Origin of the sequence: Ruminococcus sp. AF17-22AC, from assembly GCF_003460065.1 — a bacterium.
GTDB lineage: Bacteria > Bacillota > Clostridia > Lachnospirales > Lachnospiraceae > Blautia_A.
The window spans coordinates 134659-159889 of record NZ_QRXT01000006.1 but is presented as its reverse complement, the minus strand read 5'-3'; the positions used below and the strand labels follow the sequence as shown (position 1 = coordinate 159889).

The 25231-nt window shown below is 41.8% G+C and carries 21 protein-coding genes and 1 pseudogene; 4 read left to right on the top strand and 18 right to left on the bottom strand.

Annotated features, from left to right (window positions below; genetic code table 11):
* The 3 genes from rnr to eno form a co-directional block, all read right to left on the bottom strand.
* Positions 1–2049 (bottom strand): ribonuclease R, encoded by a 2049-nt coding sequence (gene rnr / locus DWW86_RS10775; protein WP_117943075.1) that lies wholly within the window; start codon positions 2047–2049, stop codon positions 1–3.
* A 70-nt stretch (positions 2050–2119) separates the two neighbouring features.
* Positions 2120–2359 carry a preprotein translocase subunit SecG gene (gene secG / locus DWW86_RS10770; RefSeq protein WP_072520994.1) on the bottom strand — a complete coding sequence of 80 codons (240 nt, stop codon included), beginning with the start codon at positions 2357–2359 and terminating at the stop codon, positions 2120–2122.
* Positions 2360–2428: 69 nt separating this feature from the next.
* Positions 2429–3778 carry a phosphopyruvate hydratase gene (eno, locus tag DWW86_RS10765; RefSeq protein ID WP_117943073.1) on the bottom strand — a complete coding sequence of 450 codons (1350 nt, stop codon included), beginning with the start codon at positions 3776–3778 and terminating at the stop codon, positions 2429–2431.
* A 509-nt stretch (positions 3779–4287) separates the two neighbouring features.
* Between eno and DWW86_RS10760 the strand changes: the two genes are divergently transcribed.
* On the top strand, positions 4288–5109 hold the full coding sequence (locus DWW86_RS10760; protein WP_117943071.1) for a polysaccharide deacetylase family protein: 822 nt from the start codon (positions 4288–4290) through the stop codon (positions 5107–5109).
* Here DWW86_RS10760 and DWW86_RS10755 read toward each other — a convergent pair.
* The 9 genes from DWW86_RS10755 to gnpA form a co-directional block, all read right to left on the bottom strand.
* Complete coding sequence (locus tag DWW86_RS10755) at positions 5079–6146, bottom strand: hypothetical protein (RefSeq protein ID WP_072520991.1); 1068 nt, start codon at positions 6144–6146, stop codon at positions 5079–5081. The two genes, DWW86_RS10760 and DWW86_RS10755, sit on opposite strands and share 31 nt — an antisense overlap.
* Before the next feature lie 9 nt (positions 6147–6155).
* Positions 6156–7547 carry an MBOAT family O-acyltransferase gene (locus tag DWW86_RS10750; RefSeq protein WP_353652695.1) on the bottom strand — a complete coding sequence of 464 codons (1392 nt, stop codon included), beginning with the start codon at positions 7545–7547 and terminating at the stop codon, positions 6156–6158.
* Positions 7548–7626: 79 nt separating this feature from the next.
* Entirely contained in the window at positions 7627–8040 is a 414-nt protein-coding gene (tagD, locus tag DWW86_RS10745; protein ID WP_072520989.1) for a glycerol-3-phosphate cytidylyltransferase, read from the bottom strand.
* Between the two features lie 26 nt (positions 8041–8066).
* A complete protein-coding gene (locus DWW86_RS10740) occupies positions 8067–9449 on the bottom strand; it encodes an InlB B-repeat-containing protein (protein ID WP_117943069.1) in 1383 nt (460 codons plus the stop codon).
* Positions 9450–9491: 42 nt separating this feature from the next.
* Positions 9492–10616: a UDP-galactopyranose mutase gene (gene glf, locus DWW86_RS10735; protein WP_117943066.1), complete on the bottom strand. Its 1125-nt coding sequence runs from the start codon at positions 10614–10616 to the stop codon at positions 9492–9494.
* Positions 10617–10753: 137 nt separating this feature from the next.
* Complete coding sequence (locus DWW86_RS10730) at positions 10754–12892, bottom strand: glycosyltransferase (protein WP_083585449.1); 2139 nt, start codon at positions 12890–12892, stop codon at positions 10754–10756.
* A 171-nt stretch (positions 12893–13063) separates the two neighbouring features.
* The gene (locus DWW86_RS10725) at positions 13064–14059 is read right to left on the bottom strand and encodes an acyltransferase family protein (RefSeq protein ID WP_072520986.1); all 996 of its coding nucleotides are present in this window, start codon (positions 14057–14059) and stop codon (positions 13064–13066) included.
* Between the two features lie 72 nt (positions 14060–14131).
* On the bottom strand, positions 14132–15184 hold the full coding sequence (locus DWW86_RS10720; protein ID WP_159431338.1) for a PIG-L family deacetylase: 1053 nt from the start codon (positions 15182–15184) through the stop codon (positions 14132–14134).
* Positions 15185–15186: 2 nt separating this feature from the next.
* On the bottom strand, positions 15187–17358 hold the full coding sequence (gene gnpA, locus DWW86_RS10715) for a 1,3-beta-galactosyl-N-acetylhexosamine phosphorylase (RefSeq protein ID WP_072520985.1): 2172 nt from the start codon (positions 17356–17358) through the stop codon (positions 15187–15189).
* Positions 17359–17552: 194 nt separating this feature from the next.
* Between gnpA and DWW86_RS10710 the strand changes: the two genes are divergently transcribed.
* Positions 17553–18434 (top strand): RluA family pseudouridine synthase, encoded by an 882-nt coding sequence (locus DWW86_RS10710; RefSeq protein WP_117943064.1) that lies wholly within the window; start codon positions 17553–17555, stop codon positions 18432–18434.
* A 2-nt stretch (positions 18435–18436) separates the two neighbouring features.
* On the opposite strand, the gene DWW86_RS10705 is transcribed toward DWW86_RS10710, so the two are convergent.
* From DWW86_RS10705 to coaBC, 3 genes and pseudogenes are all read right to left on the bottom strand, one after another.
* Positions 18437–19201, bottom strand: a complete 765-nt coding sequence (locus tag DWW86_RS10705; RefSeq protein WP_117943062.1) for a type III pantothenate kinase — start codon at positions 19199–19201, stop codon at positions 18437–18439.
* Positions 19202–19251: 50 nt separating this feature from the next.
* Positions 19252–19890, bottom strand: a complete 639-nt coding sequence (locus DWW86_RS10700) for an ECF transporter S component (protein WP_015543031.1) — start codon at positions 19888–19890, stop codon at positions 19252–19254.
* Between the two features lie 95 nt (positions 19891–19985).
* Positions 19986–21200: pseudogene (gene coaBC / locus DWW86_RS10695) on the bottom strand (bifunctional phosphopantothenoylcysteine decarboxylase/phosphopantothenate--cysteine ligase CoaBC); the annotation flags it as partial.
* Positions 21201–21362: 162 nt separating this feature from the next.
* Here coaBC and mnmM point away from each other — a divergent pair.
* Complete coding sequence (gene mnmM, locus DWW86_RS10690; RefSeq protein ID WP_072520982.1) at positions 21363–21926, top strand: tRNA 5-(aminomethyl)-2-thiouridylate-methyltransferase MnmM; 564 nt, start codon at positions 21363–21365, stop codon at positions 21924–21926.
* A 111-nt stretch (positions 21927–22037) separates the two neighbouring features.
* Here mnmM and DWW86_RS10685 read toward each other — a convergent pair whose 3' ends face one another.
* Positions 22038–22850, bottom strand: a complete 813-nt coding sequence (locus DWW86_RS10685; protein ID WP_072520981.1) for a peptidylprolyl isomerase — start codon at positions 22848–22850, stop codon at positions 22038–22040.
* Positions 22851–23025: 175 nt separating this feature from the next.
* Here DWW86_RS10685 and DWW86_RS10680 point away from each other — a divergent pair, with 175 nt between their 5' ends.
* Complete coding sequence (locus DWW86_RS10680) at positions 23026–23505, top strand: S-ribosylhomocysteine lyase (protein ID WP_072520980.1); 480 nt, start codon at positions 23026–23028, stop codon at positions 23503–23505.
* Between the two features lie 97 nt (positions 23506–23602).
* Here the strand turns inward: DWW86_RS10680 and DWW86_RS10675 are convergent, their stop codons facing one another.
* Both DWW86_RS10675 and hydE read right to left on the bottom strand, forming a co-directional pair.
* A complete protein-coding gene (locus DWW86_RS10675) occupies positions 23603–24064 on the bottom strand; it encodes an SH3 domain-containing protein (protein WP_117943060.1) in 462 nt (153 codons plus the stop codon).
* 117 nt (positions 24065–24181) lie between these two features.
* Complete coding sequence (hydE, locus tag DWW86_RS10670) at positions 24182–25228, bottom strand: [FeFe] hydrogenase H-cluster radical SAM maturase HydE (RefSeq protein WP_072520978.1); 1047 nt, start codon at positions 25226–25228, stop codon at positions 24182–24184.
* Between the last annotated feature and the right edge of the window lie 3 nt (positions 25229–25231).

Genomic DNA, 25231 nt, shown 5'->3' with positions numbered 1-25231 from the left:
TCATTCAACAATTGTAAAATCCACTGTCCTGCTGAGTGCATCCGCATCTGCCACGCGAACCCGTACTTTTTGTCCCAGATGGTATATCTTCTTTGTGAGTTCTCCGCTCAGTTCATAATTTTCTTCATCAAATGTATAGTAATCATCGGATAATGTGCTGATATGCACAAGTCCTTCGACTGTATTATGCAGTTCCACATAAAGCCCGTATGCAGTCACTCCGGAAATAATCCCATCGAATTCTTCTCCCAGATGATAGGACATGTACTCTGCTTTTTTGAGACGGTCGGATTCACGCTCTGCTTCCTGTGCCCGCCGTTCACAGATGCTTGACTGCTCTGCTACACTTTCCAGAATCTCGCGGTAATGTTCTGTCTTTCCTTCTCTCTTAAGTCGTCCCCTTATATTATCACGGATGATACGGTGAATCTGTAAATCCGGATATCTGCGGATCGGAGATGTAAAATGACAGTAATATTTTGCGGCCAGTCCGAAATGCCCGCTGCACTCTGTCGTATATTTTGCCTGTTTCATTGTACGGAGTATCAGACGGCTGAGCATTGCCTCATTCGGAATTCCCTGTATCTTCTCCAGTATTTCCTGAATCTCTTTCGGTGAAATTTCTTCTCCTGCTTTTTGTACCTGAATTCCCTGATGTCGAAGAAGTGTCAGAAGCGACTCAACTCTTTCCGGATCCGGATTTTCATGGGTACGGTATACAAAAGGATATTCGCCCTTGCAATACTCTTTTGCAACAGTCTCATTCGCCATCAACATGAAATCTTCTATGATATCAGTTGCAACGTTATGTTCATATGGCTGTACATCGATGGCTCTTCCGGCACCGTTCAGTATGATCTTGCTCTCCGGAAAATCAAAATCGATAGACCCACGGTTATGTCTCCTGCCTCTCAGAAGCGCAGAAAGCTCTTTCATCAGGAAAAACATCGGCACCAATTCCCGACACTCCCGACTGATTTCTGTATCACCGTCTTCAAGGATCTCTCGTACCTGATTATAACTCATGCGGCGGTCTACGCGTATAATTGTTTCTGCAATCTGATGATTCACTACACAGCCTGTCTCATCAATATCCATCAGGCAGCTGAGTGTCAGACGGTCTTCTCCCTGATTCAGCGAACAAATACCATTTGAAAGCCGTTCCGGCAGCATCGGTACCACACGGTCTGCAAGATAGACACTTGTCCCACGTTTCAGTGCTTCTTTATCCAGCGCACTCCCACCCTGTACATAATTGCTGACATCTGCGATATGAACCCCCAGATGATAAATTCCGTTTTCTTTTGTCAAAGACACCGCATCATCCAGATCCTTTGCATCTTCTCCATCAATCGTTACCGTACGAAGTTCTGTAAGATCCAGACGACCATCACGGTCAGCCTCCTGCACATGATCTGGCACACGCAGTGCCTGATTTATTACCTTCACCGGAAATTCCGACGGAATCTTGTAGCTTTTGACAATAGCCAGAATATCTGTCCCAGGTGCATTGATGCTACCGAGATTTTCTGTAATACGACCTTCCGGCTTATGCGAGGCATCTCCATAATCTATGATCTCTGCAACTACCTTGTCACCATCCCGGACTCCCTTGCTGTTTTTGGCTGAAATATAAACATCCTTTGAAAATTTCTGGTTATCACAGAGAATAAAACCATAATCGCGTTCCCGCTGAAATGTTCCGACCACTTCTTGATTCGCGCGTTCCAGAATACGGATAACTGTTCCTTCCTGCCTTTTACCTTTCTTTGGTTCTTTCCCGAGCAGTACCCGCACATGATCCTGATGCATGGCTGTCCCTGTCGCATTTGCAGGAATAAAAATATCCTCTTCTTCACCCTCAACTTCTACAAATCCAAAGCCCTTCTGATTTCCGATAAAGGTTCCCTCACGGATCAGACCCTGCTTCTCCCATTCGCAGATCTCTCTTTTTTTTGGTTTTACAGCCTTTTGTTTTACAGCCCTGCCCTTTACAAATTTCTTTTTTCCGGAAAACTTCTTCTTTTCCTGAACTCTCTTTCTGCTCACTTAAACTCCTTTGTTTTGAGAAAAAAAAGCACTCTTGTGATCATACAAGAGTGTTTTCTTCTGACAATTCTTAAAAATTCATATTCAAAACTGCTGCCAGTACAAAAAATAACACTGTCATAATCGTGGTAGCTCTAACAAGACCACCCTCCATAGAACGACCTTTATTCTTTCCCCAATAGGAATCTGCTGCACCGGAAATCGCGCCGCCAAGTCCCTGCTGCTTACCTTCCTGCATAAGAACGACAACAGTAAGAGCAATACAATCTATGGCAAAAATTACAGTAAGAATAGTTCTCAAAATCTGCATTTCAGTTACACCTCCTAATCAACTAGAAGTTATTGTAACATAACGACATTCTGATTTCAACTATTTTAATTAATTCTCCTTTTGATAATTCTCATTTTCATCCACAAATGGATTTTCGTAAACCGCTGTATTTTCCAGTGTGTCACAGATTCGAAGAAGCTGATTGTATTTCGAAGTACGGTCAGAACGGCATGGCGCCCCCGTTTTAATCTGCCCTGCACCGACTGCAACCGCCAGATCTGCGATAAACGAATCCTCAGTTTCACCGGAACGATGTGACACAACCGCCCGATATCCAGCTTTTTGAGCCATTTCGACTGCATCCATCGCTTCACTTAAAGTTCCGATCTGATTCATCTTGATCAAAATGGCATTCGCTGTCTGAAGCCGGATCCCACATTTGAGTCTCTTAATATTTGTCACAAACAGATCATCTCCGACAAGCTGCACGCGCCCGCCGAGTGTTTCTGTCATTTGTTTCCATCCCTCCCAGTCATCTTCCTGCAGACCGTCTTCGATGGAAATGATCGGAAATTCATCCAGAAGATCCTCATAATATGCAATCATCTCTTTTGTATCGCGAAGGATCTCTTTACCTTTCTGTCTGCTCTCTCCCGGGAAATAATAACATCCTCTTTCCTCATCGTACAGTTCACTTGCCGCTGCATCAATTGCAATCTTCACGTCTTCTCCTGGTTTGTATCCTGCTTTCTGTATTGCGTCTGTCATAAGTTCCAGAACTGCACGGGCATCTTTAAGATCCGGTGCAAAACCGCCTTCATCTCCGACAGCCGTAGAAAGATTTCGTTCTTTCAGAAGGATTCGAAGAAACTGATAAATTTCCACACACATCCGGATTCCCTCACGAAAATCCGGCGAGCCAACCGGCATGATCATAAACTCCTGAAGGTCAACCGTGTTGTCGGCATGCCTTCCCCCGTTCAGAATATTCATCATAGGCACCGGAAGTCTGCTTGCATGACATCCTCCCAGATACTGATAAAGCGGAATCCTCAGTGCCATCGCCGCTGCCCTTGCCACCGCCATGGAAACACCAAGTGTAGCATTGGCTCCGACACTGTTTTTGTTGTCTGTACCATCTACATGAATCAAAATTTCATCGATTTTTTTCTGATCCAGTGCATTTTCTCCCACAATTGCCTCTGCCAGTTTGGTATTGACATTTTCAACCGCATTTTCAACACTTAACCCTGTATAATATCCTTTTTTACCGTCACGTAATTCCACGGCTTCAAACTTTCCTGTAGATGCACCGGACGGTACACTGGCGATTGCTGTATACCCTTCCGTTCCTACAATTCCTTCTCCCACCGTAGCTTCCACCTCCACAGTCGGATTTCCTCTGGAGTCCAGAACCTGTCTTGCAAAAATTCTTCGTACCGGAAGATATCGAAACATGTTTTTACCTCCTTTAGATTTGTTTGATAGTGTTTTTCCATATTATTTTTCCCTGCCCATCTGTTTCTATGCAAATGTTTGCGTCACTATTTTCAGTCTATTTTTCGTTTATTTTTATTTTGATGGATTATATATAATTATTTTAAATTTTATCTATTTTCTTCTTGACATATTTCCTTTTGTCTGTTATAGTTAACTCATAAAACAAAAGGAACTACAAAATAAATAAAAGGAGAGTGAAACCACCGAAAACGTAAGTGATTTCCCATAATTCAGGAAAGCGAGGTACAGACCACCAGAAACGAAATGAATTTCCTTTATATTTTATGAAAGAGAGGTACGGACCACCAAGAACGTAAATTTTTAATTCCAGATGTTTTAAACAAATACAGGAGGTAAAATCCATTGGACAATGAATTTTAAAAGAGCCACCAGAAAATAAAAATCTGATGGCTCTATTTTTTTTGCATTTCTGCATATATTTTTAAAAAGAGTTTCTGTGAGGTACCATGAAATCTATCCAGCGTTCCCTTTTTATACTAAAGCTTTTCTTCCTTTTCTGCGGCATGTTTATTCTGGGGGCTCAGCTCGGAAAGCTGCATGCAGCTCTCCGTGATTGCACACCTGCTTCTGCCAGTTCCGAATCTGCCAGCTGGGGGCTCAGTTTTCAGACTGAAGGTGAGCGGCCTGTCGGAAATGCTTCCATCGAAGAACTCCGTCCCTACAATGCTTATTATGCAGAAGATACAGACGTAAAAAAGATCTATCTCACCTTCGACTGCGGCTATGAAAACGGAAATACACATCTTATACTTGATGCACTGAAAAAACATCAGGCACCAGCTGTCTTTTTTGTAGTCGGAAATTTTATTTCAGATAATCCGGATCTTATCAAACGTATCGTTTCGGAGGGACATATCGTAGGAAACCATACCATGACGCATCCTGATATGTCCGGAATTTCCTCCCTCAACGCTTTTCAGAAACAGCTTGATGATGTAGAAGAGTTGTATAAGTCTGTCACCGATGAAAAAATGACAAAATTTTACCGCCCGCCACAGGGCATCTACAGTACTTCTAATCTTAAGATGGCAAAAGACCTCGGATATTCCACTTTTTTCTGGAGTCTTGCCTATGTTGACTGGATACAAAATCAGCAGCCTTCAAAAGACGAAGCCTTTCAAAAACTGCTGAGCCGTGTCCATCCCGGTGCCATCGTACTACTTCATAATACTTCATCCACCAACGGACAGATTCTTGACGAATTACTTACAAAATGGGAAGATATGGGCTATCAGTTTCATTCACTAAAAGAACTCTCTGATACCTGATTCAAATAAAACTCTTCCATTTTGCTGATCCGTTCCTCATAATTTTCTTTTGTAATAAGACCGGTTCCATCATAAATCCAGTCTATGATCTTATCACTGATTTCTGCATTGTAATGCTTGTCATCTTTGTAGTTATCAAGATCCTGTGTCAGATCAAACATATCTGCAAAGGAATACAACTTCACATTATCATACTCAAGAAGCATCTCCGCCTGCAGTTTTTCCGCCTCAAAGTAGCGCAGAACGTTCCCGTAACACTGCTGCGTATACCACCAGACAATGCTGTAAGGCGGAGTATAAAAGTAAAAAGTCGTCTCCGGATGTGCCCTTACCATATCCAGAACATTTTCTTCCACATTTTTGCGCACAATCTGCGCATCCCTCTCCGAAAATTCCTTCTGAACCGCAGTCTTTTCCTCTGGCATTCTGTAATCACGAAGTACATACTCTCTGCCGGAAGGATAAACAGAAGACCACTCGCTGTACGTGTCCATGTCCGTAGTTTTCTTTCCTTCCAGATTATATTTGATCACTCCCAGTGTATTATACAGGAAAATGTCTTTATTAAAGATATACTGTACATCATTGAACAGGTTATCGTCATAAAGATATATCGGTACACCCTCATAGTTGTAGTCCGTCTTATATCTAAACACCATATGATAATCCAGACATCGAAAAATACATTTTACATCAGATTTTACATCAAAAATCTTGCGTATTTCCTGATCAACTGACCAGTAATTTTCACCCGTCAATGTTACCTTGATTGATTTTGTTCCAAATAACTCATCAAACTGTGAAGTCTTGAAATTCTGCATCATAGACGTACCCGTAATTGCAGCATCATAATCAAAATGTCGTATGATTCCGTCATTCAGATAACGCTCACTTCCCCTGTTTAACGGGTATTCAAGATTTTTAAGCGGCTTATGGAAATGAAAAAACGGGTCGATCACTGCGGTCAGCCCGCCGGCTGTGACCAGAAGTATCAAAGTCCCTGCCAGAACTGTTTTTGCAAATCTGCGACTTTCCATAATGCCTCCTTAAAAATTGAAATAAAGAAATTCTGAAACCCCGGACAACGAAAAGATTCCCCAGAGCAGACAGAATATGGTGCAAAATGCCCTTTTCCTGTCCGGTTTAAACTCTGCCTCCTGATTATTTTTGAACGCAACGCACAAAATCAGAGAGGCGCCAAGCAGAATCAGCATGTCAAATCCACGTATTGAAGCAATCAATCTGTTTACTACCGGTACATGACGGTATACAAACTGCAGTTCTTTCAGTCCGAACGTGTTCAGAAGTCCTGTTCTTACACTAAAGCTTTTCAGTCCAAATATGCGTTTGACAAACTGCCACGCCTGTGAGATTGAATCCGCCCGAAAAAAAATCCAGGTAAGATTCACAAATAAAAATGTAAATCCCCATTGAATTACTGTGTGCAGATGTTCCCACTGTTTTTGAAACATACGGGTAAGTGCATTTCCGATTCCATGTAAAAATCCCCAGAAAATAAATGTCCAGTTTGCCCCATGCCAGAGCCCGCTTACAAGAAATACCACCAGAATGTTAAGATATGTCCGCTTTTCACCCTTGCGGCTCCCGCCTAACGGAAAATACACATAAGTACGAAGAAATCTGGTCAATGTCAGATGCCAGCGCTTCCAGAAATCCACAACTGAAGTCGCTTTGTACGGCGAATTAAAATTCATCGGGATCCGAATATTAAACAAATAACCAAGACCTGTTGCCATATCACAATATCCACTGAAATCAAAATAAATCTGGAATGTATAGGCAAGCATAGTGATGATGGCCTCTGCAGAAGTAAGGTTTCGTCCGAGATTTCCATATCCCCATGCAACAGCTTTACTCAAAGTGTCTGCAATAACCACCTTTTTAACTAAACCGGCTGCAAATATATAAAGTCCGTGCGCCAGATTATCCCATTGAATCTTCCAGTTTTTCTTATCTTCAAACTGTGGCAGGATTTCGTTGTGAAGCACGATCGGGCCTGCGATCAACTGTGGAAAAAAGGTCACAAACAACGCATAGTCCACAAAATTATATTCCTTCGTTTCTCCCCGCCATGAATCCACCATGTAAGATACCTGCTGAAATGTAAAAAAGCTGATTCCAAGAGGAAGTACCACATGACGCAGGTTAAAATCAGACAAAAAGACTTTATTCATATTTTCAACAAAGAAATCATAATATTTGAAATAAAAAATAAGCCCCAGATTAAAGAACAGTCCAATACATAACAGACCATTTTTCAATATCTGAAGTTTTTTCCCTGAAATCTTCCATTGTTTCTGTAGAAACTGCGACAGAATGTAATTTACAAGAATACTGCTGCACATGATCCACAGATAACTCGGATTAAAATATCCATAAAACCATAAAGACATCAGTATCAGTTCTGTTTTAGCCAAAACCGGGCTGCCCAGTCGGTGCAGCCCGTAATATCCACAAAATGTCAGCGGCAGAAATATAAATATAAAAATGTAAGAATTAAACAGCATCTTTATTCTCTTTCGTATGAAGATCTTCTTTGATCTGTGAGCTGGAAATTTCCGGAGTTCTCGGAAGATACACGACTTCACATCCTTCTTCTTTCAGGAAATCAAATTTTCCCTTCCAGTCATCTCCCATTACAAACGTATCCACATGGTATTCCTTTACATCAGTACGCTTCTGCTCCCAGTTTTCTTCCGGAATAACGAGATCGACATAGCGAATTGCCTCAAGAAGCTGTTTGCGTTTCTCATAAGAGAAATAACATTTTTTCTGTTTTTCATTCCAGTTGAACTCATCTGTGGAAAGTCCGACGATCAGATAGTCTCCAAGCTGTCTGGCTCTCCTCAGCAGATTGATATGTCCATAGTGGAGCAGATCAAAAGTACCATACGTGATCACTCGTTTCATTTTAGATTACCTCGTTTGTCTAAGTATTACCTGTTCAGTACCCTCATACAATAATCAAAAATTTTCAGGTATGTCGCATTAGAATAATGCAGACCGTCATGAATTCCTGCATTATACCGGTTGCTGATCCAGCCTTTTGTCTGAAGATTTGTACAGGTATTGATATACGTAAATGTTTTACTTCTTCCGTAACACAGGTTACGATAAATTTTTGCATTGAACAGAGTCACCTGTGCCTGAGTCCGATAGCTTGCTCCTACCCTCTGAATCATAGCTGTATTAACCGGATTTACTGACAGATAATACATCTTACAATTATAACGCTTTAAATTTTTCGCAACAGCACTCATATAGGTAATATAGGCATCCACATTACTCAGGTCATTTACTCCCAGATTCACCACTACTGCCTTGCGTGTTGTTCTGGGCCTCTTTGAGACTGCCTGAAGTAATTCTCTGTACCCGGTACTTTTAAACCAGCTCAGCCCCTGCTGGCCTTTTGCAACAAACTGTACGTTCGATGGAACAGATCCACCCAATGCCCTTTTCGTATCCACCATTCTGGAATCACCAACAAAATAAATTCTGTCATAAGATGAGGCCGTCGTCAGTGATGAAGGAGCCTTGTCCATCGTACTTTTATATACAACCATATAATAGATTTTGTTTCCTGTCGGAATTTTATCCCCTGCTTTGAAATCCGATGCAGAAAGTGTTGATTTGCCCTTCGTCATTGACCATCCCAGGCACATATCACCATTTATCATAGCTACTTCCGGAAACTTCTCTGTTCCTGACACTGAAACCGTTTTCCATACTGTCCCATTGTTTTTGCATAAAACAGTTCCGGATAATTTTTTCAGCACAGAATAAACTTTTATATTACCCCGTACTCTGACACTTGCTCCACTTTTATATTTTACCGCCCCGCCTGCTTTTGTTGACCAGCCCTGGAACTGATATGTGGTGTTCGAAGATCCAACCGGCATTTTTATTCTTCCACCCGCTACAACTGTCTGTCTGAGATTTTTGTATTCTTTCTTACCATTTGCAGTATAAAAACTTACTGTATATAATTTATACAGGTTCAGACAAAATTTTGTATTCTGTCTGATCGTAACGGACTGTCCCGGTAAATACCTGCGCTGTTTTCCATTGATTTCTGTAACCCATCTGACTTCATAACCCTTTCTGGTTACCTTCGGAAGTTCAACAGTAGTTCCGGTTTTTACACTTCTTGTCCATTTGCGATAGCTTCCACTGGAATAGTTTCCTTTAGAGTTCGCAAAAATCACTCTGCACGTTGTACTGTCGGCTGATACTTCCCGTAATCCGCCAGAAAGGCAGAGTACAAAAGCCAGCGTCAACAGCAGTCCAACGCATTTCCATTTTGTTGCATTTTTTTTCATAAACTCTCCTCTTTCATTTCTGGCATGCGGCTGGTTTTATATTTATGCCAGTTCCTTCTCACACATATCAAGTGCAGATGCAATCACCGCATCCATATCATAATATTTGTATTCACCCAGTCTTCCACCAAATACCACATGTTTTTCCGCCTGTGCAAGCTCTTTGTATTTCTCGTAGAGTGCACCGTTCTTTTCATCATTCACTGGATAATATGGTTCATCTCCCGGTTTCCATTCGGAACTGTACTCACGGCTGATCACGGTCTTCGGCAGATCATTGCCTTCTGCGTCCCTGCCAAATTCAAACCATTTATGTTCAATGATCCTTGTCCATGGTGTCTCTCTGTCCGTATAATTGACTGCCGCATTCCCCTGGAAATTCGGTTTGTCCAGAAGTTCCGTCTCAAAACGTACAGAACGATATTCCAGATATCCCATGGAATATCCAAAATATGCATCGATCGGACCTGTATAGATTACTTTATCCGCAAGTGCATCATACTCTGCTTTTTTCTCCAGATAATCTTCTTCAAGACGCACTTCCACACCATCCAGCATGTTGGCAACCATCTGTGTATATCCACCTACCGGGATTCCCTGATAAAGTGCATTAAAGTAGTTGTTATCAAAAGTTAGTCTTACCGGGAGACGTTTGATAATAAATGCCGGAAGATCCTTACAGTCACGTCCCCACTGCTTCTCCGTATAACCTTTGATCAGTTTCTCAAAGATATCACGTCCTACAAGAGAAATTGCCTGCTCTTCCAGATTCTTCGGCTCTGTGATACCTGCTTCTTTCTTCTGCTCTTCAATCTTTGCTGCTGCCTCTTCCGGTGTCACAACACCCCACATTTTATTAAATGTGTACATATTGAACGGGAGTGAGTATAGTTCTCCGTGATAATTCGCTACCGGGCTGTTCGTGAATCGGTTAAACTCCGCAAACTGAGTAATATAGTTCCAGACTTTTTTATTATTTGTATGGAAAATATGCGCGCCATACTTGTGCACATGGATTCCCTCTATATCTTCTGTAAAAACATTTCCTGCAATGTTCGGTCGTTTGTCGATCACCAGAACAGATTTGCCTGCCTTTTTTGCTTCATGTGCAAATACCGCACCATACAGTCCTGCACCAACTACCAGATAATCATAATGATTGTTCATAAAACCAATCCTCCTGCAAAATTTCCAATACTAACACCTGTCATTCCTGTTTCTGAATTTCCTGTTTCATCTTATTCAGGTCATTACTTAAATGATTAATTTTTTTCAGCCAACTGATGTGTCTGTTTTTTATATCATCATTTCTTTCCGCTTTTCTTTACAGTCTTTTTTATTTTTCTTGGAATGCATGTAATCACACGTCCAACTTTCCATGTGGTTGAATTTTCCAGTTCTTCTACGCGCTTTTTCATTTTAGCATTTGTATTTGAACAGTATGACACATAAAAGAGTTCCGGATCAGCAAGAAGTAAATCCAATCGCTCTCTGTCTGCATCTGGAAAAATCTCCCTGTCAAGCTCGCCAATTTTTTCAGCTTCTGTAAGCTCCTTATGAATATCTTCAACATACTGTTTCTTGAATCTGACATTAATTCGATTAAGAGTAAAAATATAATTCTGGAATTTTTTCAAAGAATAATATCCTTTAAATCTATCCCATAATTCAGGATCTTTACTGAGAATCGCTTTAATATATTTGTATTCCTCATTCATGCAATATACTTTTTCCGGACTGTTTACTGACGAATTCGGATTATCACGGCGATTCATATAATATGGTTTGTCCAAAATCATAGCCCTTTTCGCAAAACAGAAAGTCTGAATCCAGAAACCATTATCCTGAAAAGATGCTCCCGGTGTTTCGTGATGACGTATATTATATTTTCGAAGGAATTCATTTCTATAAATACCGCTCCACGTATTCATCACATATCTTAACGCTTCCGGTTCATTACTCGGATCAAATACCACATTATATTTTTCTTTAAGCATAGTAAGATGATTATATACGCATTCCATATTTCCATTTTCTGCGGTTTTAAACCGATAAAAATCTGCTTTAACAAAATCAAGTTCGTACTCTTTCGCTTTCAGATAAAGATCCTCATACATATTCAGCGGCACGTAATCATCTGGTTCTACTATTCCGACATACTCACCAGTAGCACGATCCAGCCCTATGTTCATGCCAATGCCGTATCCCTCATTCTTTTTATCAACAACAATAATACGAGAATCCATTTCTGCATATTTCTGCAAAATTTCCAAAGAGTGATCTGTTGAGCCATCATTGATACAAATAATTTCAATATCTTCCAGTGTCTGACGTACAACACTTTCCATACATTCAACAAGGTAATCTTCCACGTTATATATTGGAACAATAATAGAAACCTTTGGTTTTTCTGTTTTTACAAGAAATTTTTCCTGTAAATATTTTCTTTTTTTCGGCTCAGATCCATTTAAAATTTCATAATTTTCAAAACTATTCATACAAATCTCCTGATATTTTTTATAAATTTTCTCATCATAGAAGTATTCTTTATCTTTTCCGCTAATTCCTAACCTGTCAAATCCTTCTTTTTTCAGTTCATCATATAATACTTTTCTCGCGTGACTGTCACGTATTGAATCTAAATTGTACACACAGCCCGATACAGCTTTATTTACAAAACTCTTTTCAACCTGCACATATACATTATTTTTTTCGAGAAATTCTCTCACTGCATAAAAAGCATGCAAAAAATCCAATGGGAATTTATAATTTGTGGCCTGGCAATTATTTTTCATTCCAACACGATAATATACCAGTTTCTTTTCAAGAAGTGTAATTCTCTCTGCCAGGATCATACATGATGCTACAAAAAGTAAGTCATTTGTCCGGAATATTTCCTGAAATTTAAGATCATATTTTTTAACCAGTTCATGACTGATGAGCTTATTCCATGCCCAGTTCTGAAAAGAATCCAAAATGTGATCCGGCATATCCTTATATGAAAACACCTCTTTATTCGGTGCAAATTCTTTTCGAAATGATCCTTTATCAAACCAGGTTTTCTTGGTGGTATCATCATACCGTAAAACCTGATATACACAAACATCAGCACTAACTGATTTACATTTTCTATACGCTTCTTCAAGCATACCCGGTGCAAAAAAATCATCTGCATCAAGAAATGAAAGATATTCTCCCTTTGCAATCTGCAGTCCTTTATTTCTGGCTGCTCCAGCCCCCTGATTATGCTGTGTAAGTACAGTTACTCTGTTGTCTTTCTTTTCATATGTCTGCAATATTTCTAGTGATCCATCTGTAGAACCATCATCTACGCAAATCAATTCCAATTCATGAAGTGTCTGATTTAAAATACTGTCTATACATTCTCGAAGATATTTCTCAACATTATAAACCGGAATAATCACTGATACTTTGACTTCCATTTCCTTCCTCCATTATTTGAATTTGTACGCTATTTCTATCTTATCATATAAATCAAGTTTTTTAAACAAAAAAAAATTGAAGCAATATTATCCTACAAAAAAATTGAAGCAATATTATCCTCTCCCACTTACTCCTTTGTTCCATGTGTTTATACTAACCATAAATGCATTTTACTTTCTTTTATATAAAGCAATTTTATTCGCACCTGCAATTATAACTGAATATATTATGAGTCGACATGCTAACAAAATATATAATACTCTATTTTCAGAAATCCTTAGAGTTTGTTTTCCAAATAAAATAATTGATTCCCATGAAATCACATCCAGATCAAACGTATGGATACAAAGGGCAACTAGTGAATTGCATCCAAAAAAAGTTAACATTACTGCCATTTTTTCCATATGCTGTTCAACAAATCTGCATGTTAAAAAAATCACATAACTTCCTGTTATTCCTCCCAAAATATCCAACATACCATTTCCACAGTAGTTTCTCACCAGATAGAATTTTCCGCCATAAAAAATACATATTATCCAGATGCTGAATGCCCCCCCAACTGTAGCCCATGATATATCTTTACTGAAAATCGCCTGTTTTTTTGCCATATATCCTATGTATACAAAAATTGATGCAAACATTCCTGCCTGAATACTCAGTGGGAGCCAAAACATATTTGTCGTTTTATATCCCACATAGGAACATATTATAATATATAAATAGCCATATGGTTTCTTAATAGAATACTGGACAATAATCATTGCAAAGAATAGTGCTGGCAAAAACCATAGTGCTCCAATTCTTCTTGCATAAAACAGACCTGAATATTCAATCGTTCCGCTTCCATATAATGATGCCAAAATCCATGTCTTTGCAATATGTAACAGTTGATCTATACTCTGTTTATACACCATTCCCTTTATAATATTTCCCAACACAATACCACAGCACCCAAATACGTACGGTGTTAACAATTGTTTTAATTTCTTTTTTACAAATACCACATCATTCCCTTCTTTAAGAAAATAACCGCTTATAATAAAGAAAACTGGTACATGAAACGTAAAAACAAATTGTTTAACCCAATCTGGTCCTGTATGACCTGCAATAATTGCTAAAATTGCAATTCCCTTTGCAATATCTAAAAACTTAATTCTATTTTTCATAAGTATCTTCTCCTGTCCCTCAAAACGGCACCTGCTGTCATCCTTTCGGATGACAGTCAGATGCCGTCCACATTAATTCCAGTTTTCAGCTCTTACCCAGTTCTCATATGGTATCATATGTTCATACATATCCACTGCTATTTTTTGTGATACATATACCCGCCGGGCGATCTGCTGTTTCCGCTTTGCCTTTTGTCCGGAAATCTGGCGCAGCGAACCTTTCTTCTGGTTCAGTGCATTATTCCAGTAGAATTTTCCAAAGTAATAGAAATTGCTGTTATAACTGTTTTTGTAATAGCATTCTGTAACAATCTTGTTTGTCAGTTTGTGGTGAATATGTCCATATTCACCATCCGGATTATGAGTGACTACTGTCCTCCAGCGTTTGTACTGTAAGACCGTATCAATGTCTTTTGCAATATTTTTTCTGAAGTCTTTCCAGTCGGAACGCTTTCCTCCTCGCACATCCGGATATCTCAATATGATCCCCTTACATCTCCAGGCTTTCATTGCTCTCTGAAATTCAGCCTCTCTTACCTCATTATATCCGTTTGTCAGACAGACAACAAACCAGCCTCCGTCGCTTAAATGAGCACCGCCCCACAGTGTCTCATCATCCGGATGCGCAACGATCATCAGATTGGAACAATTCGCAAGTCTCTGCTCATCCAGGATTCTTTTGTTGATTCTTCCCCTGGTGGAAGCATTGTACGTCACTGCATTACGTACAAGTTTCCCCTTACTGTTATAATATTTGCCATTATACCAGCAGTTTTTTCTGATTTTACCATTTCTGAACACGTAATATTTCTGCCCGGATATTGTTATATAATGATTCCGGACCATTTTTCCGTTTTTCAGAAAATAATACTGGAAATTCTGATACTTCTGAAGTCCGGTCTGGCGATTGCCCTGCCGGTCAAAATAGTAATAACTGTTTCCAATCCTCTGGATTCTGTTTTTCACATATCTTCCGTTCAGCTTGTATTTATAATTTCTGCCGACATGAACCCAGCCATTCTGCGCTGACTTCGCTGTAGCCGCCCCTGCCGGAACAGTCAGCATGGTCATAGCTATGAAAAGCAGACCAATAGCAAATATACCCTTCTTAAATATCTTTTTCACCCTCATCCCTCCTGGATCTCATACCACTTAATCTCATTTGCTTCCATATGCAGGTCAAAACTGCTGCCGTCACCTCTGTATACGGTCGTATCCTGTGGCTCATAAGTGTTATTCACAACACAATATTTACCATTCTTTACATATGCGTGAACTTCCACATTGTAATTGGTTGAATACCAGCAGTGCAGTTCTTCTTCTGCGGATGCTGACCAGAGCACTGCCCGGTACAGGACACGGCTGTTTTTGAAGCTGTACGGAAGTCCGCTGATATATACACCACGGCCTTTTCCGAAGCTTCTGACTGCCATCTGTACTTCATTGTCTTTCTGGATCAGGATTTCGGTTCTGTCAAGTGCATAAATATTTTTCTTACCTTCTCCGAAGTCTACTTCTCCATCACAGTCTGCAAGGATAAAATGATCCTTGTGTTCTTCCCAGTTGTATTTGTCTTTATTGAGGTTGAAACCGTTTTCTTCTTCGACACCAAGTACATCATCAAGCTGGAAGAAATGTCCCTGCCACTGATGTGCCGCCGGCTCTCCGACACCGATAAATCCGCCGCCGTTGTATACAAACTCTTTGACTGCAGTGATAACCGTCTCATCGATCCAGTTTTCACCACCGCTCTGTGCGGTATCTGCATCTCCAACATTCAGAACGACATCAAACTGTTTCAGAAGCTCCGGATTTTCACGGATGTCATCAAAGCTGATAAAAGATACATCAAACGGTGCACCGCTCAACGCTTCAATGATTCCGAAATAAGAATAATTCTGTTTGTAGTAGATTGCATGGTGTACCATATGGTTTCCCCAGGAACGCATCTTTCCCCAGCAGTTCAGAACTGCTACTTTTTTCACACAATAAGGTGTTGTTCCCTGAATATTATCATATAATGTACGGAATTCCTGGCACACGGACTTGATGTATTCTACAAAGTCCGGGAACTGGATTGCCAGTTTCAGATATCCGCCGTAACCGATTCTCTGGATCGGACTTCTAAGGATCGCACGTCTTGCAGTCACCCAGTTGATTTTTGCCTCTTTTACCGGATCTCCACCCTCATGGAAGGTATCCGGGAAGAAATATGGCAAAAATCTTCCTTCTGTGTATTTCACATGTTTAATATCACTGAAAAGGCGCAGTGTTGCACCGTTTCCAACGCTTCCGACAACTGCATCTAGTCCGATGGATGCAAACTCATCCATAAATGGTTCCATACCGATCCAGTGATCCCCCATGAACATCATGGCTTCTCTTCCGTATTCATGCACAATATCTACCATTTCTTTTGCAAGTGCAGCTACTTCACGACGCTGGAAAGCCTGAAAATCTTTAAATTCTTTTGACGGAATACGGTAAGTATTATTCATATAGCCCTGATCGATGATATATTCCGGGCGGAATTTATACCCCACTTCTTTTTCAAACTGTTCCAGGATATACGGACTTACAGAAGCTGAATAACCGAACCAGTCTACATATTTTTCCCTTGCCATCTCATCAAAAATCAATGTAAACTGATGGAAAAATGTGGTAAAACGTACCACATCAACATATTCATGGCTTTCCAGATAACGACGGAGACGTTCCAGAGAATGTGCTCTTGTCGCAGGCTGGCGTACATCAAAAGTGATCTGCGGCTCTACATCCTTCCATTCATTTACCACTGCATTGTACATATGTACCGGGTCCCACATGATGTATGCAAGAAAGCTTACCGTATACTCGTGGAATTTCTTCGCCGGATGGATCACGACATTTCCGCTCTCTGCATCGTAAGACCAGTCTTTATTTTCCACGGTCTCACCTGTCGTACGGTCAATCACTTCCCACCATCTGTAAATATCATCTCTAGTATTGACTGCGAGCATGTCCGGGTACAGATGATCCATCAGATGAATTTCAAGTTTTTCCTCCACCGCTGTATGAAAAGAAGTCATAATATACATCTGCTGGATTTCTTCCGGATGTGCCTTCGCCCATGCATTGTCTTTACGTGTTGTATAATAGGTTGCATAGATCTTTGCGCCGGTATCTTTCAGTTCCTGCGGAAACTCGGTTCCATCACAGTCACGGATTGCATCTGCGCCCCATTCCCCCATAATATCCAGTGTTTCCTTAATCACATCAAGGTCTGTCGGTATTGTCACACGTCCTTTTTCTGCTGCCATTTTTATATCCTCCCCATCTAAGCCTTTTGGTATTTTTACTTATTTTCAATACTTATAGAATACTTTGTTTACGCACGAAATGCAATCCCGTTTCTTGCACTTTTCTTTATCATTTTTGCACAATCATCCATTTGACAGAATTCCTCACCTGTGCTAGTCTTCTGATAAAACAAATTGATATCCGGGGGTGAATTATGAATCGAATTTTTCATTATCAAATCACAGAAAATGAACAGGGTACGACCGTATTGGACTTTCTTCGGAAGAAGGGATTTTCCAGACACATCCTCTCTTCTATGAAAGCTGACAAAGAAGCTCTTACAAGGAACGGTCAGCGGATCGGCGGCAGAGAACAGCTTCTGGCCGGAGATCATTTCCGGGTCCGTCTTCTGGAAACTGTTGATTCCGACGGAATCGTCCCTGTTTCGATGCCGCTTTCCATTCTTTATGAAGACGAAGATATTCTGGTCATAAACAAACCTGCCGATATGCCGGTACATCCTTCCATCGGCAACTACACGAATACTCTGGCAAACGGTGTTGCCGCTTATCTTGATGCAAAGGATGAGCACAGTCCTTTCCGATGTATCAACCGCCTCGACCGCGACACCTCCGGGGCCCTGATTCTTGCCAAAAATGCCTTCAGTGCCGCCGTACTCTCCACACAAATGAGAAACCGCCAGATAAGACGAACTTATCTGGCGGTCGTTGAAGGTATCACCCCGCCAAACGGTACAATTTTTGCACCGATCAGTCGGGTGGATGATTCAGTTATTGAACGGCATGTAGACTTTCTTCGCGGAGAACCTGCTGTCACTCACTATGAACGACTGGAAGTCAAAAACGAACATTCTCTTCTGGAAATTCATCTTGAAACCGGGCGCACCCATCAAATTCGGGTGCATATGGGATACATCGGCCATCCGCTTCCTGCGGATTATCTGTACCATCCGGTATATGATTGCTTCAAACGTCAGCCTCTCCACTCTCTTCAGCTGGAATTCCGACATCCGGTCACTGATAAGCCTATGTGCCTGCTTGCACCGGTTTCTGAAGATATGTGCAATGCCTTTTGATTTTATTTGTTTTTGTCGTATATGATCTGAAGTCCCTTCAGGAGAAGATCTCCGTCCAGGATCATCTCGCGTTTACAGTGCGGGACGATTTTTCTGGACATTCCTCCTGTCGCGATCACTGTAACTTTCTGTCCCAGTTCTTCCTCGATCCGATCAATGATACCGTCTACCGCAGCTGCATTTCCATAGAGAATTCCACTCTTCATACAATCCACTGTATTCTTGCCGATAATCTTCTTTGGTTCTTCAATACTGATTCCACTTAACTGCGATGCTCTGCTTGTCAGTGCATCCAGCGAGATCTGTACCCCCGGAAGGATCATTCCCCCGATGTAATGCTTCTTATCGTCCACTACAGAAATTGTTGTTGCTGTCCCCATATCTACGATCACAAGCGGAACAGGATACTGTGCAAGAGCTGCCACTGCATCAGCCACGCGGTCAGCTCCCATCTCTCCCGGATTATCCAGAAGGATATTCAGCCCAGTCTTCACTCCCGGACCTACGATCATCGCATCTTTCTTAAGAATCTTCTGTACCGCAAGACGCGCGGCGAATGTGATCTGCGGAACAACGGAAGAAATGATTGCTCCTTCAATATCTGCACGATTGATATGATGAATATCAAGAATCGTCTTGATATCGATCGCATATTCCAGTTCTGTCTTGGTACGTATCGTAGAAATACGCTCTGTCAAATATATTTTTTCTTTTTCAATGCAGCCAACAACAATGTTGGTATTTCCGATATCAATAGCTAAAATCATAGTTTTTCATTCCAATCCTGTATGTCCACACCTGTGGATCTATATACTTTTTATGCAGCAGTATCTGGTTTTGCAATCTGGGCTGCCGGAATCAGATGTGCTTTTGAAAGAGCAGTTCCTACTGCAGCAGTGATGATCGTAGAAGAAATCATCTCACTGATTGCATTGAACCCAACCATCACGCAGCATCCTACGATGATATTTCTTCCACCCATAAGATTCTGGATCAGTTCTGTATTTCCAAACATCATAACAAGTGCACTCATAAAAAACAGGGTATTCAGAAAAGCGGAAAAGAATCCTGTAACTGCGCAGGATACATAGGTGTTCGCTTTTTTGTGTACGACTCTGTAAATTAATCCGAGGCAGATACCATCCAGAATACGCGGTACAAAGCACTGAATAGCAGTCAGTACCGGGCTGATCTGAAAAAGAGCTGAGCCGAGAGCACTTACTCCACCGATTCCCATAGCCTGCATATAGCTAGTCAGTCCAAATACGGCACCTGCAACAGCGCCTCCTGTCGGTCCAAGGACAATGGCACAGATTGCAACCGGAATCACATTAAAGGTGACTGCCAGCGGTCCTACATTGAGATAACCAAGCGGTGTGTAGGCCATCAGAAAAAGGATGCCGGACATAAGTCCCAGAATGGTGAGCTGTGATGTGTTAAATTTCTTTGTTTTCATGTTTTCCTCCTTGTTATCGTTCCCTTACGCGGGATACAATACGGTGCGGAATTGCGGGCATATGAATTTTATTTACCCGCTTCCTGGTGAACGGGTTACTGTTTCCTTTCTTTCATGATCGAAAGGATTTTATCCAGGATGATATTGGCTGCATCCTCCTTGCTCATAAGCTGGAGTGATACGTCCTCATCCTGTGTAATCAGAGTCAGCACATTGGTATCTCCCTGGAATCCGGCTCCTGCCACTTTAAGATTGTTGGCTGCCACCATATCCAGATGTTTCTTACCAAGTTTGGCTCTGGAATTACCAAGCATATTTTGTGTTTCCATCGAAAATCCACATAAAAACTGTCCCGGAACACGGTTGTCCCCCAGATACTGAAGGATATCATCCGTTTTTTCCAGTTCAATGCTCATCTGGCCTTCCTGCTTCTTGACCTTATCATCAAACACCTTCGCAGGACGATAATCTGCAACTGCGGCCGCTTTAATAATAATGTCCTGCTCAAAGCTTACAGAGGTCACTGCATCAAACATCTCTTTAGCCGTTACTATCGGAACAAGCTTTACAAACGGCGGCGGTTCGATGGCACACGGACCACTGACCAGAGTCACCTGTGCTCCACGGAGCATTGCTGCTTTTGCCAGGGCATATCCCATCTTTCCCGATGAATGATTCGTAATATAGCGTACCGGATCGATGGCTTCCTGTGTCGGACCTGCGGTTACCAGAACTTTACGCCCTGACAGATCTTTTTCCTTCGCGATCTCCCGAAGGATATATTCAAGAAGCATTTCCGGCTCCGGCATCTTACCGGCTCCCGTATCTCCACATGCAAGATAACCGCTCGCAGGTTCGATCACTTCATAGCCATAATGCTGCAGAATTGCCAGATTGTCCTGAACAATCGGATTTTCGTACATATTGGTGTTCATGGCTGGTGAAATGATTTTTTTACATTTACATGCCATGATCGTAGTTGTCAGCATGTCATCTGCAATTCCATGTGCAAGCTTGCCGATCACATTTGCGCTCGCCGGTGCGATCATCACCACATCCGCCTGCTTTGCAATTGATACATGCTCCACCTGAAACTGAAAATTCCGGTCAAAGGTATCTACCAGACATTTGTTTCCTGTCAGAGATTCAAATGTGATCGGATTGATAAAGTTTGTGGCATTTTTTGTCATCAGTACATGAACCTGTGCATGAAGTTTCTTCAGTGCGCTGGCAAGATATGCAATCTTATATGCCGCAATACTTCCGGTCACTCCCAGAAGAACGGTCTTCCCCTGTAACATAGTCTTCTCCTCCTTTGACGTTCACGCTTTTTACATCTGTTTCATTATAACAGTCCTGTCTGTAATTGCAACGTATTTTTCCAGTGTTCGATTTTTTATACAGCATTTTATTGAAGAAATAGAAAATCTGTACTATAGTATCCAGAAGAATACAGTTTTACGGAGGTCTTTATGAAAGCAGTTCAGATCACGCAATGGTGTGCCCGCTTTATCACAGAACAGGTGCAGCCCGGAGACATCTGCATTGATGCCACAATGGGAAACGGCAACGATACTATTCTTCTTAGTTCATTATGTAAGGAAACAGGTCATGTATATGCCTTTGATATCCAGGAACAGGCACTCGCTCATACACGTCAGCGACTTCTGGATGCAGATGCTCCCCAAAATTACACACTGCTTCTGGAATCTCATACAAACATGGATCACTATGTACAGCCCGAATCTGTCAGCTGTATTGTGTTTAATCTTGGCTATCTTCCCGGTGGCGATCACACAAAAGCCACCCAGGCTTCTTCCAGCATCGAAGCACTCACCAGGAGTCTTTCCCTTCTGAAAAAAGGCGGTCTCATCTCTCTTTGCATCTACAGCGGAGGCGATTCCGGGTTTGAGGAACGCGATGCTGTCCTCTCCTGGCTGAAAAACCTGGATTCGCACAAGTATCTGGTAATACGAAGCGACTATTATAACCGTCCGAACAATCCGCCCATCCCTGTGCTGATCATACGTCAGTAGTAACAGGGCGCACATACAGAGGACCTGACACTGGCAGCTTCTCTTGCATATTTGGGTATAAAAAAGACCGGTATACCTTAATTTGATATATCGGCCTTTCTTACTCTGAAATCAGTCTGTCATTCGAATGCTCTCGATCACCGGCTGCTCATCTGCCTTGATCGAACCATTATCATCTGTAGGCTTTGCTTCCTTACAGATCTTATCTACAATGTCCATTCCTTCTGTAACATGTCCAAATGCTGCATAATCTCCATCCAGAAAAGTGCTGTCTGACTGTACAATAAAGAACTGGGAGCTTGCACTGTCCGGATCGGTAGATCTCGCCATAGAGATCGTTCCTCGCGTATGAGAAATGTCATTGTCTACACCATTACTGGAAAATTCACCTTTGATCGTCTCACCGGAACCGCCTGTTCCATTTCCCTTCGGATCTCCGCCCTGCATCATAAATCCATCCATGATGCGCCAGAAAGTAAGTCCGTCATAGAAATCATCCTGTACCAGTTTTACAAAATTTGTAACCGTAACTGGTGCTGTATCTGCATCAAGTTCTACCTGAATCTCTCCATAGTCACGGATATTGATATCTGCATGATGGATTCCTGTCAGTTCTTTACTTGTATCAATTTCCACAATTGCATTTTCATCTTCGGAAGCATCTGAAAACACAGAATCTCCTGCCTCTTCTTCTGCATCTCCTTCCTCCGAATCTTCCAATGTCACTGTTGTATCTGCTTCAGAAGCATCTTCCTCTTCTGAATCTTCCGTATCACTCACGTTTTCTTCTGTATCATTGGCAGTTTCTTCTTTTGTGTCTTCTGTTTTGGTCTCTGTGTTTTCTGCTGCTTTGCTGCCACATCCGGCAAGTGTACCCGCTGTCAGCATTGCCGCAAAAAGCACTGCAAGAACTCTGGATTTCATGATCTGATCCTCCTTTTCTTTTTCTTACAATATCCACAGTGTAACATTATGCGAAAATAAAGTCAATTCCGGTCAAAACCACTGCTTGTATCAAGCGCGCCGCTCTGTTACAATAGATACAGCAATGTCATACATAATATACATCTAAATCATATATGAAAGGAATGAATTTTTAATGAAAAAAATCGCAAGTTTTACGATTGACCATATCAAACTGCAGCCGGGGATTTATGTTTCCCGTAAGGATTATCTCGGAGAGGAAGTAATCACCACTTTTGATATCCGTATGACCTCCCCGAATGAAGAACCAGTCATGAATACTGCTGAACTGCATGCCATGGAACATCTCGCAGCTACTTTTCTCCGTAACCATGCAGAATTTGGACCAAAGATCATCTACTGGGGACCGATGGGCTGCCGTACCGGCAACTATCTGCTTCTCGCAGGAGATTATGAGTCCAAAGATATCGTACCTCTGATGATTGAAATGTTTGAATTTATCCGTGATTTCGAGGGAGAGATTCCGGGGGCATCCGCAAAAGACTGCGGTAACTATCTCGATATGAATCTTGGCATGGCAAAATATCTTGCCGACAAGTATCTCAAAAATGTCCTCTATGACATTCAGCCGGACCGCCTTACTTATCCGGAATAAACTGACCAGACCATTACCTGAATGTACTTTCAGACAACGAACAAAAACACCGGGCTTACATAAAGTCCGGTGTTTCTTTGTGCATATATAGTCTTATTTACTGTACAGCCTGCGCAGTCGTGTCTGTCGCGGCGGTACCTGCCGGTGCTTCTTTGGAAACATACTGGGCACTTACATAACCGGTCTGGTTATTGATAGTTACTTCAACCCACTGTCCGTCTTCGCTGACACCTGTACTGGTCAGTGCCTGTCCCACCGTCGTACCGGTAATGATCTCGGCATCTGTACTGCAGTCCGAACGAACATTTACACCTTCAATCGCATAATATGTAGCATTTTGTTTTATGATATTTACACCTGCTGCTGTCTGTGACATTTCCTGGGCCGGAGTCGGTGTAGCTTCCGGAGTCGGTGTAGCTTCCGGTGTAGGAGTTGCAGTTGGAGTCGGAGTTGCTTCGATCACAGTCACAGTGGAATCCTCTCCTCCGGTGCTGTATCCGCATCCGGACGCTGCCACTGCCAGAGCTGCAAGCAGGATCAGTAATCTGGATTTCTTCATAAAAATATTTCCTCCTTTATAGCATAACAACGCATATAGACACTATACCCCAACTTCGGGGCATTATGCAAGCCTTTTTTATTGTGATGCTCATCTCCTGCCTGTGGACAGTAACACCTATTCTTCACTTTTCCTATAATCGCCTCTGTCTGTAACGATTTCACAGCCAATTTGTTTCATCCGCCCCGACAGACAGCTTCTGCACTGTGCTGATTCATCTCCTGTACAAATTTTGCCATCGTAGAGCATGTATTTTTTTCGGACAGAAATCGGAGAAAGGTTCGGCATTACGACATTTGCCCCTGAAAGTACCCCCATTTCACGTCCTTCTGGATGAATTGTTCCAAGCGCCGTTGTCGCCGGCAGCAATACATGTGGAAGCATCAGACGCAGAAGCGCCAGATAAAACAATGTATCCTCCAGCGTTCCTCCTCGCTCCTCGGCAAACGGAGTATCTTTGTGCGGGATAAACGGCCCGATTCCCACCATCTCCGGATCCAGTTCTTTCAGAAACAGGAAATCCGCCACCAGATCATCAATCGTCTGAAGTGGTGAGCCGACCATAAATCCGGCACCGGTCTGAAATCCCAGTTTCTTCAATGTACGCAGACAGTTTTTGCGGTGTTCACACGACATCTCATATGGATGAAGTCTGCTGTAGTGACGTGTATCCGCAGTTTCATGCCTCAGGAGATAACGGTCAGCGCCTGCCTCGCGAAAGGCACGATAGCTTTCTTCGGATTTTTCACCAATGGAAAGTGTCAGTGCGCAGTCCGGATATTTTTTCTTGATTTCATGAATCATGTGCACTATCTTTTCATCGGTAAAAAACGGATCTTCTCCTCCCTGAAGAACAAACGTCCGAAAACCGAGTTCATATCCTTCGGCACAGCATGTCAAAATGTCTTCTTCTGTCAGGCGATATCTCTGTGCCTCCCTGTTACTTCTCCGAATGCCACAGTAAAAACAGTCATTTTTGCAGTAGTTTGTAAACTCGATCAGTCCACGTACATAGATTTTATTTCCATACACCTGCTGTCGTACCTGATTTGCAAGATTTCTCGCATACTCCTCATCTTCCTGTGAACGATTTGCAAGAAGCCGGTGAAACTCCTCTGCACTTAAGAAATTCTTCTGGTGCAGTTTATCTATTAAATTTTTCATATT